The 13,184-nt window shown below is 35.4% G+C and carries 10 protein-coding genes; 6 read left to right on the forward strand and 4 right to left on the reverse strand.

Annotated elements, in window-relative coordinates; all coding sequences use genetic code 11:
* Positions 1-206 precede the first annotated feature (206 nt).
* Complete coding sequence (locus ACILQF_RS04835; RefSeq protein ID WP_395626284.1) at positions 207-3,482, reverse strand: SusC/RagA family TonB-linked outer membrane protein; 3,276 nt, start codon at positions 3,480-3,482, stop codon at positions 207-209.
* A 359-nt stretch (positions 3,483-3,841) separates the two neighbouring features.
* On the opposite strand from ACILQF_RS04835, the gene ACILQF_RS04840 reads away from it, so the two are divergent.
* The 4 genes from ACILQF_RS04840 to hemN all read left to right on the forward strand — a co-directional run bounded on the left by ACILQF_RS04840 (position 3,842) and on the right by hemN (position 8,567).
* On the forward strand, positions 3,842-5,029 hold the full coding sequence (locus ACILQF_RS04840) for a PAS domain S-box protein (protein WP_395626285.1): 1,188 nt from the start codon (positions 3,842-3,844) through the stop codon (positions 5,027-5,029).
* A gap of 6 nt (positions 5,030-5,035) precedes the next feature.
* Complete coding sequence (locus ACILQF_RS04845; RefSeq protein WP_395626286.1) at positions 5,036-6,094, forward strand: response regulator; 1,059 nt, start codon at positions 5,036-5,038, stop codon at positions 6,092-6,094.
* Between the two features lie 79 nt (positions 6,095-6,173).
* On the forward strand, positions 6,174-7,184 hold the full coding sequence (locus ACILQF_RS04850) for a 2-hydroxyacid dehydrogenase (RefSeq protein WP_395626287.1): 1,011 nt from the start codon (positions 6,174-6,176) through the stop codon (positions 7,182-7,184).
* A gap of 21 nt (positions 7,185-7,205) precedes the next feature.
* Entirely contained in the window at positions 7,206-8,567 is a 1,362-nt protein-coding gene (gene hemN, locus ACILQF_RS04855) for an oxygen-independent coproporphyrinogen III oxidase (protein ID WP_395626288.1), read from the forward strand.
* A 116-nt stretch (positions 8,568-8,683) separates the two neighbouring features.
* On the opposite strand, the gene ACILQF_RS04860 is transcribed toward hemN, so the two are convergent.
* Genes ACILQF_RS04860 through ccoG form a run of 3 tightly spaced genes read right to left on the reverse strand, consistent with a single transcriptional unit; the run spans position 8,684 to position 11,268 of the window.
* Entirely contained in the window at positions 8,684-9,415 is a 732-nt protein-coding gene (locus tag ACILQF_RS04860; RefSeq protein WP_395626289.1) for a sulfite exporter TauE/SafE family protein, read from the reverse strand.
* 36 nt (positions 9,416-9,451) lie between these two features.
* Positions 9,452-9,880: a FixH family protein gene (locus ACILQF_RS04865; RefSeq protein ID WP_395626290.1), complete on the reverse strand. Its 429-nt coding sequence runs from the start codon at positions 9,878-9,880 to the stop codon at positions 9,452-9,454.
* Complete coding sequence (gene ccoG / locus ACILQF_RS04870; protein ID WP_395626291.1) at positions 9,880-11,268, reverse strand: cytochrome c oxidase accessory protein CcoG; 1,389 nt, start codon at positions 11,266-11,268, stop codon at positions 9,880-9,882. The genes ACILQF_RS04865 and ccoG overlap by 1 nt, the downstream gene beginning before the upstream one ends.
* Positions 11,269-11,494: 226 nt before the next feature.
* On the opposite strand from ccoG, the gene ACILQF_RS04875 reads away from it, so the two are divergent.
* A complete protein-coding gene (locus ACILQF_RS04875) occupies positions 11,495-12,508 on the forward strand; it encodes a PEP/pyruvate-binding domain-containing protein (RefSeq protein WP_395626292.1) in 1,014 nt (337 codons plus the stop codon).
* Positions 12,505-13,184 (forward strand): TIGR00730 family Rossman fold protein (locus ACILQF_RS04880; protein WP_395626293.1); only part of this gene is annotated, 680 nt, incomplete at its 3' end. The genes ACILQF_RS04875 and ACILQF_RS04880, both read left to right, overlap by 4 nt.

Below are 13,184 nucleotides of genomic sequence, written 5' to 3' on the forward strand. Positions count from 1 at the left end.
AAAGCTGCTAACAGAATAAATAATGGGGTTTAGCAGTGTTCCGGGACTAATCTTCTCAATCTTGTTCGGGTCGGTATTGACTTCTTGGAAGTCTTTGGTACATGCAAAGCTTAGTGAAGCGAGCAGTACAACAGAAAATATATTTTTAAAATTCTTCATTTTTATTTTTTTTAGTAGACCAATATTCTGGGTTATACTTATTATTCTTAAAACTTCACTGTTAGGTTCATTCCAAATGTGCGTGTTGACGGCATTTGTCCCATTTCAACTCCTGGAAGTATGGTAGAACCATTCAATGTTGCAGTTTCTGGGTCAAACATAGGAAAGTCTGATATTATTGCTAAATCGCGACCATAAAGTGCTAATGAAGCATTATTTAACTTAAGCTTTCTGCTAAGTTTTGCTGGAATACCGTACTCTAATCTAACTTCACGTAACTTAATAAATGAGGCATCAAAACTATTGGATTCAACATTCGCACGTCTGTAGTAGTCGCCATAAAATGATGCCGGTGCTACTTGCTTTGTGTTAGGAGTATAAGTACCTCCTGCAACAGCAACTACTCCTTCGCCAACAATAAATCCTTCTTCACGACCTTTTAAAGTTTTGCTAAGCTTTCCTTGTTCCGCCATTTTATGATGCGTTTGTGAATAGATCATGCCGCCATATTGGCCGTCAATTAGGAAACTTAATTTGTAGTTTTTGTATTGAAATTCATTACTCAAACCACCTCTCCAGTCGGCATAGGCATTACCAATGTATTGAATCTGACCTGGTCTTGCCGGGAGTCCCGCAGTAGTATAAACAATCTGACCATCAGGTGCTCTTACAAAACCAAAACCATAAATATCCCCTGTTGTTCCTCCAACGCGAGCTTGAATGGTTGCATTACCGCCATAACCGATATCTTGTTTATCAGATAAGCCCTCAGCAAGTTCGAGTACTTCATTGTCGTTTTTCGACCAGGTTAACGTACTGGTCCAGCTGAAGTTTTTAGTTTTAATTGGTTTTCCACCTATTAAAAGTTCAATGCCTTTATTTCGAACAACACCAGCATTTAAAACGGCTCTAGAATATCCAGTTGTAGGATCCAGTGGCACATCAAGAATCTGGTTTTTTGTAGTATTACTATAAAAAGTAAGGTCCATGGTAAAGCGAGATTTGAATAAGTTATATTCTAATCCTGCTTCATAACTGGTAGTAATTTCAGGTTTGAAATTTGCATTGTGCAATGTAGTAGGTACAGATGCAGATGCCGGAAAATCACTTATTCCATAATATTTACTTGTTTTATAGGGATCTGTGTCATTTCCTACTTGAGCTGCCGATAAACGAAGTTTCGCATAAGTAACAGCTGTTGGAAGCTTAAATAATTCATTAAGAATAAAGCTTGAGCTTACAGAAGGGTAGAAGAAGGAGTTGTTTTGAATTGGAAGGGTACTCGACCAATCGTTACGTCCTGTTACATCCAAAAATATCTTGTCTTTCCATGCAAAGGAGGCAAAACCATATATACTTTGAACTTTCTTATTAAGGTAGTTCGTATTCATTAGTGGATTACTTTGTCCGTTGCTCAATTTATAAACGGCTGGAATTATTAAACCGTCAACCGTGCCATTAACTCCTGTATAGCGCCTGTTCAGTGAATTTGCTCCTCCAGAAATACTTGCTTCAAAATCTTTGTTCAGTCTTGTTTTATAAGTTAGGAGTACGTCTGTGTTTAATTCAAAATTGAAAATAGTTTGTTGTCTTAAGTATCCTCTTTGGAAGTTTGCAGTACTAAATGGACGGCGCTGATCGCGATCTTCATTAAGCATATCAAAACCGGAGCGAACCATCAAACTTAATTTCTTTGTAAAATCATAGGTTGCCGACATGTTGGCAACGGTTTTATAATTGTTTACAGCATTAGTCATTTCATAGGCAATCAAAAATGGATTGTCAATGAATGAGCTGAATGGGTGAATTTGATCAATTTGCTCTAGACCTGGTTTCCATATTGGTCTGTACCAATCAAGATCAACATTTGGGTTTTGGAAGATCATGAAATAGGAAAGCGATTGATTGTTATATCCTGTTGCAGGAAGGTTATCACTTGTTTTATTGGTGAAGTTAATTTTAGAATTAATTCTAAGTTTTGGGGATAGTTTGAAGTTTAAACTCAAAGCAGCTGTTAATCGTTCATAGCCGGTATTTGGCATGATCCATTCGTTTTTTGAATGAGTTATTGATGCTCTTGCAGTTGAATTTTCGCTACCACCGTCAAAGGAAATGCTATTGGTGATTGTTGATCCGGTACGCCAAAAACTAGAAATATTGTCGGTGTAAGGTACCCATGGCAGACGCGATGCGGATTGCCCTCCTGTAACTGGATCATACTGAAAATATGATTGTCCATTAAATTTGGGACCGTAGGCGCTACTTGTTCCTGATGTGCTCGCACCATCTGCTGAAGCTCCATACGAATAATACAACTCACTATTAGGTCTGATAGTTGTACCTGTTCCCTGACCATATTCATATTGCATGTCTGGGTACCTCAAGATGTCATTATAGCTGTAATTGGAATTCAAACTTACTCCAATACCTTTACTTTTTTTCGTTCCTGATTTGGTAGTTATGATTAAGGCTCCATTCGCTGCACGACTTCCATAAAGGGCTGCTGCACTTGCACCCTTCAGTACAGTAACACTTTCGATATCGTCAGGATTGATATCGGATATTCCATTTCCAAAATCTACAGGAACGTCATTGCCAGAGCCAGCTCCATAGGCATTGCTAACACCTGAGGATGTTAAACCACCACCTACTGGTACTCCGTCTAATACAATTAAAGCTCCATTATTGTCGGAGTTCATGGATGTTTCGCCCCTTAAGATAATTTTTGCAGAGTTTACTGGCCCTGAACCCGGCGAAACAATATTTAAACCTGCTACCTTGCCGGATAGTGCACCAACCCAATTATTAGATCGCGCATCATTAAGCGCATTTTCTTTCAATGTTTGTGTTGCAAAACCCAGGGCTTTCTGTTCCCTCTTAATTCCTAAGGCTGTAACCACAACTTCATTTAAAGAGCTTGTTGATTGGGCTAAAAGGATGGAGATATTGCTTTCGCTTTCATTGTAAACCTTTGTAAAGGTGGTATATCCTATCATGGAAAAACTTACCGAAGTTCCTTTTGGGATATTAAGTGTAAAACTTCCATCCATATTAGTTACTCCCAACGATTTCTTGTTGGAATCTACAATACTTATTCCTGCAATTGCTTCTTTGTCATTGCTATCTACAACAGTACCTTTTAATAAAATATTGGATTGTTGGGCATAACTTGGGTTTACCGATAGAAGATTAACGGTGATTAATAATAAACACGGCAATAGGCTTAACTTCTTTAGCGAGATTAATGGCTCGAAAAAGGCCTTTAAAGTCGCTGTCGATTTTTGCACAAGCTTACCGAAATGATCAGTAATTTTTTTTTTCATAATTTATAGTTTAAGATGGGTGCATTTGCTTTGATTGATTTCGTTTTATTTCAAATCAACCAATTTTAATTGATTTATTCTTTTTTAATATTTCGAATTCTATTTTATTTATAATAAAACGAAACTATAAACAAATATTCATAATATAAAAAAAACTTTTTATTATAATATTTAATTAATCTTGTGCTAATAAATACCCTTTTTTACATTAAAAACTTAATAATTTCATAATATTAATTTTTTGTATTTGACAAAAAGGGTTTTTTCAAGGTTTTTCATCTGATATTTCAACACATCCTTTTAAATTCACTTCGCTCAATTACCTAATTTTTATCCCTTAAAAAAAGTATTTTTGCCTTATGAATGAAAAAAGCGCTTTATTGTATGCTATCATTGAGAACGCGATAGATGGTATTATTACCATTAGTGATCGTGGACTTATTGAATCGATAAATCCAGCTGCATGTGCTCTTTTTGGTTATTCACATAATGAGGTAATTGGAAAAAATATTTCTATACTGATGCCTAAGCCTGATAAGGATCAACATGATCAGTATATTTCAAGATACCAAGAGACAGGCGCTGCTAAAATCATAGGAAAGGGTCGTGATGTAAATGGTCAAAAAAAGGATGGGACATTGTTCCCTTTCCGTTTAGGAGTAAATAAAGTAAACTTTTCTGGCAGAACAATTTATGCAGGCTTTATTCATGATCTTTCGAAAGAAAAAGAAGCTGAGGCCAAAATTCTTCATTATGCATCTCAGCTGGAAAAATTGGTTGAAGACCGAACCTTATCACTTCAGAAATCAGTAACCGAACTTGAGGCCGCAAAAGAAATTGTCAGTAAATCTCTTGTGAAGGAAAAGGAACTCAATCAGCTTAAAAGTCGCTTTGTTTCCATGGCCTCACACGAGTTTCGCACTCCTTTAAGTTCCATAACTTTATCGGCTTCATTGATTGAAAAGTATAAATTGCAGTCTGACGATTTAAATGTAAGCAAACATGTCACAAAGATTAAAAGTTCAGTTGCCAACCTAACTACCATTCTGGATGACTTCCTTTCATTGGAGCGTTTGGAGGCAGGTAAAATCGAGACTAATCTTACCCATTTCGACATCGTTAAACTTTCGGAAGAAATTACCGAAGAAATGCAGCTAATGGCCAAAAAAGATCAAAATATTATTTATCAACATACGGGTACGCATAGCATGGTTCTACTTGATCAAAATTTACTACGTAATTGTATTGTCAATCTGATTTCAAATGCCATTAAATATTCTGGCGAAAATACTTTTATTGAGTTCAATACGGAATTAGCTGATAACGTATGTATTGTAAATGTTTGTGATAATGGAATTGGTATTCCAGAAATTGATCATAAACACCTTTTCGAACCTTTTTTTAGAGCAAATAATACAGGAAATATCCCCGGTACTGGTTTAGGTTTGAATATAATCACTCGATATGTGAAGCTGATGGGCGGAAAGGTTAATTTTAGCAGCCTTGTAAATCAGAAAACAGTTTTTACACTTAATTTCCCACAGTAAAAATTTATGAAGAAAAAAATTCTAATTATTGAGGATAATAACGATATCAGAGAAAGCTCAATGGAGATTTTGGAGCTCGCGGGCTACGAAGTGCTGCAAGCCGAAAATGGGAAAATTGGAGTCGAGCTTGCGCAGCAGCACCTTCCTGATATGATTCTTTGTGATATAATGATGCCTGAACTTGATGGCTATGGTGTTTTATATCTGCTTTCTAAAAATCAAAATACTGAAAATATTCCTTTCATCTTTCTTACTGCAAAGACTGAGCGTGCTGATATGAGAAAGGGCATGGAAATGGGGGCTGACGATTATCTTACAAAGCCTTTTGATGATTTAGAATTGCTTAATACCATTGAATCACGTTTCCACAAGCATCAAAAACTTGAATCTTTCTATAGCCAGTCCTTTGAAAGTTTAAAACATCTTGTTAATCAAAACCATGGATTAGAAGAGTTGAAGAAAATAATTGCTGAGAGAAAGGTAAAATATCTTAGGAAAAAGCAAATCATTTACTATGAAGGAGATAGTATTTCAGGCATTTATTTAATTTTAAGTGGTAAAGTAAAGGCTATAAAATTGAATGATGACGGCCGAGAATTTGTGACAGGGATGTATGGTCCTGAAGATTATATTGGAATACAAGCCATGTTATCTGGCGATCAATATAATGAAACAGTGGAGGCAATTGAAGATACTGCCATTTGTTTATTACCAAAAGAAACGGTAAATCAATTACTTGATAATTACACAGATATTGGTCAAAAGTTTATAAAGGTTCTGTCTAGTAACCTCATCGAAAAAGAAGAACAGTTACTGCAACTTGCCTACCATTCAGTTAGAAAACGTATGGCTGAGATTCTTTTACGTTTAGTAAAATCTTCCGTTGATGCTGGGGATGAATTAACAATCCGGATTTCTCGTGAGGACCTTGCCTCAATGGCGGGCATGGCTACAGAGACTGTTAGCCGTACCTTGAGTGATTTTAAGGATGAGATTATTATTGAGAAAAAGGGAAGTTTAATTCAAATCCTTGATCAATCGAAACTCTTAAAAATGAAAAACTGATATAAATCACTTTTCTAAATGACTTCTCTCATTAGAAATAGCTTTTCCAATTTTTACTTTTGGGAAATAGCTATAAATAATGAAAGTTGTTGCCTACAGTATTAAGGAGTTTGAGAAAGAGTTTTTAGTTCGTGCTAACAAAAAGCAACACGATATTACTCTGATTTCCAATTCTTTAAGTCTTGATACGGTTATGTATGCAGAGGGAAAGGAAGCTGTTGTTGTTTTTACTAATGATGATGTTTCCGAAGCTGTTATTAATAAGCTAGCTGATCTTGGCATCAAATATATCACTACCCGATCATTAGAGACAGATCATATCGACCGCAAAGCGGCTAGTTTAAGGCAAATGAAGGTAGCAAATGTACCTTCTTATTCTCCAGAGTCTATTGCCGAATATGCTGTTATGCTTGCTCTATCTCTCAGTAGAAAAATTGTTTCGACGGTAAATAGTAGCAGGGAATTTGATTTTAGGATAGATCATCATATTGGTTTTAATTTTTATGGTAAAACTGTAGGAATTATAGGCTTAGGAAATGTTGGGAAAGCCACCGCAGCCATTTTTAAAGGTATGGGTTGTAGGGTTATTGCTTATGACATAAATTATCCAGAATCGTTTGAAGGAGTTGAAAAAACTAGTTTAGATAAGATTTTGTCAGATTCAGATATTATTTCTCTCCATGTTCCAATTAGTTCCGATACGAGGCATATCATTAATTACCAAAGCTTAAATAAGATGAAAGATGGTGTAATGTTAATCAACACCGGAAGTGGAGAATTGATTAAATCTTCTGATGTTCTTCATGCCCTTAAGAGTCGAAAAATAGCTTATTTAGGATTAGATGGCTATGAATTTGAAAAAAATCTCTTTTTTTCGGATCACCGGAGTGATGCTAAGAAAGACAATGTATTGGAGCAATTACTGTCATTCCCAAATGTAATTATTTCACCTCACCAAGCCTTTTTAACTAAAGAGGCCTTACAAGAAATTGCGAACATTACCATAAAAAATCTGGATAATTGGCATGCAGGAAAGTGCTCGGGAAAGGCTTGCGCTTGTTATGAAGGATGCAAAAAAGCGCTCGGTTAATCGTTGATTATTAATTGAAATATGGTCACTCAACAATTAATCGATAAATATCATGTGGCAGCACCACGTTATACAAGCTATCCCACAGTTCCTTACTGGGACACGGATTTTCCAGATTTAAATAAATGGAAAGAATCTATTAAATTCTCTTTTAATCATAGTAATGCAAGCAATGGAATAAGTTTATACGTCCATTTGCCTTTTTGTGAGAGCTTGTGCACTTATTGTGGATGTAATACCAGAATTACAAAAAATCATCAGGTGGAGAGTCCTTATCTCCAAGCAGTGCTGAAGGAATGGGATCTTTACCGTGAAATATTGGGTAAAAGACCTTTAATTCGTGAAATTCATTTGGGTGGGGGTACTCCAACCTTTTTTACGGCAGAAAACCTTTCAACTTTAATTACTGGTCTTATGGATGGGTCAGATTTACATCCTGACGCTGAATTTAGCTTTGAAGCACATCCAAATAATACAACAGAGTCTCATCTTGAAATTTTGTATAAGCTAGGATTTCGTCGTTTAAGTCTTGGAATTCAAGATTTTGACTCCAAAGTTCAACTAATTATTAATCGTTTACAAAGTTTTGAACAGGTTGAGGAAGTGACTAGTTTAGCGCGACAAATTGGCTATACTTCTATCAATTTTGACCTTATTTATGGGCTTCCACTTCAGACTTATGAGGGTCTGCGTGATACCATTTTGCAAGTCAAGAAGTTGATGCCCTCCCGGATTGCTTTTTATAGTTATGCACACGTGCCGTGGATAAAACCGGGACAAAGAAGTTTTACGGAGAATGATCTACCTAGCGCGACCGAAAAGCGAAGATTATACGAATTGGGTCGTGAGATGTTTACCGCTATTGGCTATGAAGAAATTGGTATGGATCATTTCGCTTTAAAAACAGATAGCCTTTTTATAGCTGATTTTTCAAAGAAATTGCACCGAAATTTTATGGGTTATACCCATCAATATACTCAGTTGATGATCGGATTAGGAGTTTCTTCCATAAGTGATAGCTGGTTTGCATTTGCTCAGAATGTAAAAAAAGTAGAAGATTATTATGATTTATTAAACAAAGGCCAGCTGCCCGTATTTAAAGGACATTATTTAACGGAAGAGGATCTTTTGATCAGAAAGCATATTTTGAACCTGATGTGTCAAGGGGAAACTACATGGGATCAAACTTTTTCAATGCATAAAGTGTTAAAAGATGGATTAGATAGGTTGAAGGTACTTGAAGAAGATGGTTTAGTTGAAATAGGAGATAACAGTATTATTGTAACGCAGCTTGGGAAACGATTCCTAAGAAATATTTGCATGACATTGGATGCTCGGCTTTGGGCAGACCAGCCTGAATCGCAATTGTTTAGTATGGCCTGATCCTGATCATTTCGGATTGACTCTTTTATCCAGAGAATTACAATGTTAGCACAGTTTTATTAGAACAAACATTCTTTTAGACCTAATCCGAAATGGGAGGGATTGATTTCTATAAATTAATATAATTTACATATTAAAGATTTGTCCTTGCGGAATGATCCGGAACAGACTTCAACTCCAGTTTCTACTTTCTTCGGACTTAAATATGGAATATCTAAGTTTAATCCTCTTAAAATAAACCATAGTCCTAAAGCCAACATCAACATTGGTATAGCCTTATTGATTCTTCTGCGAAAAATTGGTCCGGCGAAACTGGTACTTACCATCGCTATAAACATCAGGGGCATTGTTCCCAAACCAAAAAACATCATGTATTGACCTGCAGATACTGAATTTCCCGTATTTATTGCTCCTGCCATTGCAAGATAAACAAAACCACAGGGTAGCAATCCATTTAGAATTCCTATTATCAAATGTCCAGATTTATGTTTTAGAGCATATGATAAAAGTCGGTTAAAAGGTTGAATCATTCTTGTTGCCAATTGTCCCTTACTAAAGGAAACATTAAATATCCTTGATAATGCTGCTAAAATTATGAAGATGCCTGTAACAATACTGAGCGATTGCTGTACTCCCGCTAGCCATAACTGTTGCCCAATTAAGCCAATTATTAAACCTAAAACGGTATAAGTTAGGGTGCGCCCAATATTATAAACCAATTTATCGAATAAAATTAGCCAAGGCTGTTCGCGAAAACTTGGAATTGCAAAAGCTAGCGGACCACACATGCCAACACAGTGAATGCTGCCAAATAATCCAGTAAAAAATGCTAGCTCATTATAATTCATTTATATACTAAAATTTAAATTTTATTTCTTTTCAAATCAATTAATGAGAATATTTTTTTCGAATAAATATTCCTTTCCCTCGCTTTTCCATTCTAAAATAAGCTTCCAATGTCCTTTTGAAGTCTCGTTTAGGGGCAAAACAAATACATTGTTTTTACTTGTTTCCATGTTCAGCGTACGGTCATTTTTCTTATCTGAAGGATGGAGAAAACGGACACTTCCTGTTGCAGGTTTCTTAAAAACTATCTTTAAACTATCTCCCACATAGATCTCGGGCTCGGCATTATCTTGCTGCACCTGATTTTTACGTGCATATTCTTTATCATATTCGATTCCCTTTTGATAGTAATCCTTGTCTACAAGGTCATCTGAGTCACTTCTCATCATAAATACCACTAAAGTGATAATAAAGGCCATAAATAAGCCCATTCCTATAACCAATTTTGTTCCCCAGTTCATCATCATTAATTTGGTGGTGCTATAAAATTTGTTTTTATTTCGTCTATTTTCTTTCCATTCGAGAATATGTCAATCTCAATTTCCGATTTGTATTCTTCAATATCTTTTTGAGGGATTATTAAAAAGAAAGTGACTTTTACCGACCCACCTTTTTTTATACTATTTTCTTTTCGGATGAATTGAATTGTTACATTTTTATCTTCAGCTTTCATCTCAAAAATTACATTATCAGTTGTTTTATTTACTAATTCTGCATTATAAAGATTACTTACAGTACCATTATCTCTCATTTGATATAATGTTCCACCTGCACGCAAAACAGTAGTTTCAATAGCACTTCTGCTCACTAAAAGGTAGCCTAAAACGCTAACTAGAATAATAAAAACCACCGAGTAGGCATAAACTTTTTTACTCAGCTTAAAGCTCGATTTTGATTTAATTTGATCTTCCGACATAAATCCGATGAGTCGTGTTGGGCGATGTGTTTTTTCCATCACCATATCGCAAGCATCGATACAGGCAGTGCAATTTATACATTCAAGTTGGGTGCCATTTCGGATATCAATTCCTGTAGGGCATACATGGATACATAGTTTACAATCTATACAATCTCCAAGATGTTGTTCAGTATTTTTACTGACTTTCCCTCTAGGCTCTCCTCGTTCATAATCATAGGCAACAATCATGCTTTGATTATCGAGCAGCACGCCTTGGAGTCGGCCATAGGGACAAATAACTGTACAAACAAGCTCCCTAACGTATGAAAAAACTAAGTAAAACACAAAAGTGAAAACCCAGATTGAAATAAACCCGGAAGTATGTTGTATTATTGGTTCAGTCATAATTTTCATTAATGCGTCGGAACCAATAATATAGGCCAAAAATATGTTCGAGATAAAAAAGGAAATTAAAATAAAAACAAAATGTTTGACACCCTTTTTTAGAACTTTTTCACCGTTTAAAGGGGCTGCATTTAACTTTTGCTGTTGGATATAATCCCCCTCAATCCAATTTTCAACTTTCCTGAAAACCATCTCCATAAATATAGTTTGGGGACAAGCCCAGCCGCACCAAACTCTTCCGAAAATGGCCGTAAACATGACGATGAATACAACAAATGTTAAAATGGCTAATACAAATAGATAAAAATCTTGAGGCCAGAAAATAACTCCAAAAAATACAAATTTTCGTTCTAGGACATTGAGTAAAATAAGTTGTTCTCCATTAATTTTTATAAAGGGACCACTAAATAGTAGCAGAAGAAAGAAATAACTTAATTTTTCACGATAATTATACAATTTGCCTTTAATAATTTGAGGATACATCCACTTCCTTTTGTTTTCAGTGTCACTGATTGAAGGAAGATGATCCCTGAAATTTGGTGCTTCAGCCATTTATTTTTAATCCAATTGTTATTAATTTCACTTTCTCCTTAAGATTAAATATTGTACACAAAGTAATTGATACAAAAATTGATATTTAAATAGGTTTTAAACATGACCTATATCATTTTAATAGATAATAAGCATCATTAAATCTTGCGGAAATTCAACGCATTTTAGTGGTAGAAAAATTCTTTAAACAAAGGCTAAACTATTGGTGTAGTCAAAAATGGATCTAATGATAATCAAGGATTATGTTTTAAGGCTCAAGAATATTTCCATTGCCAATTTGCTTGAAGTTGGAGTAAAAAATGCTTTTTTAGGAGAAATTTTTACTCATCCAATACTTCATGATATTAGGGTTCCAGATGGATTTGCAATCACCTCAACTGCTTTTCATCGATTTATTGAATATAATAAGTTGGATGGTGTTCACGAAAGATTAATTGCATCCTTGGATAGTGGAAATCTAGCTAGTGTCGATAAAATTGGACAAAGGGCGAGAGCTTTGATACTTGGCGCTCGAATGCCTGGAGATATTGAGGATGCTATAACTGCCGCCTACCGTGAGCTTTGTTTTGAATCTTCCAATGAAGTTGCAGTGAGAAGTAGTCCAATTGACATTGATTTGCTAAAGACGCGATTTATAGATGTTCACGATACTTTCCTCAACATTAAAGGCGATAAGGAATTAATTGAGGCTGTGAAAAAATGTTTTGCCTCCCTATACTCAGAAAAGTCACTTATTAATCACTCCAATAGCTCTGCAAAATCCATTTCAGTTTGCGTGCAAAAAATGGTTCGATCAAATAAGGCAAGCTCTGGAAATGCATTTACTTCAGATCCGGAAAGTGGTTTTGCGGATGTAATTCACATTACAGGTGTTTATGGAATTTTGGATAAAGACTATCAAAGTGATCTTCATCCAGATGAATTTATTGTATATAAACCCAATATTTCTGAAGGCCTAAAAGCCATCATTCAAAAAAAAATGGGGCAGAAAAATCAGATGCTTATCTTTAGAGATAACTCCGTAATTCAACAGTTAGCTACTCCAGAGCAATGGAGAGATCAGTTTATTTTAATGGATAATGAAATACTTATTCTAGCTGAATGGGGCATGACCCTAGAAAATTATTATGGGAGTCCGATAAGCTTTGAATGGGTAAAGGATGGTGACTCCAATGAGCTTTTTTTATTGCAAGCTAAGCCTGAAAATTTCAAGAAATCTAAAAACCAAATCCTAATATGACTAAGTCTGAGATAAAATTCCTGAGTGGACCGCAATCACGTATTAAGGAATTTCTTTTTACAATTAATATTGTCCGCCAATTTATCAAAGGATTTAGAGAATTGCATTTTATTGGTCCCTGTATTACCGTTTTCGGATCTGCTCGATTTAAAGAAGATCACGAATACTATAAATTAACAAGAAAGGCTGCTGGTGAATTCGCTAAGCTTGGTTTTACAATCATGACAGGCGGTGGCCCAGGAATAATGGAAGCGGCAAACCGTGGAGCAAAAGATGTAGGGGGACGATCAGTAGGCTGTAATATCCAGCTTCCTCAAGAACAAAAACATAATCCATACCTAGATAAATGGGTGGAAATCAAACATTTTTTCGTTAGGAAGGTTCTACTCGTAAAATACTCTTTTGCTTTTGTTGTTATGCCCGGTGGATTTGGAACGCTTGATGAATATTTTGAAGCTATTACTTTGATTCAAACAAAAAAAATAGGCGACTTTCCTGTAATTATTTTTTGCAAGGATTTTCATCAAAAGTTAATTGAACATACCCATATTATGAGAATGGAAGGGACAGTCTCTGAAGCTGATTTAAGTCTTTTTCTAGTTACTGATTCTATTGAGGAAGCCGTTGAATTAATAAAGATAGAGAGTATTAAAAGGCATGGCTTGAAGCCTGAAGA

The sequence above is a fragment of the Daejeonella sp. genome (genome assembly GCF_044232565.1).
GTDB lineage: Bacteria > Bacteroidota > Bacteroidia > Sphingobacteriales > Sphingobacteriaceae > Daejeonella.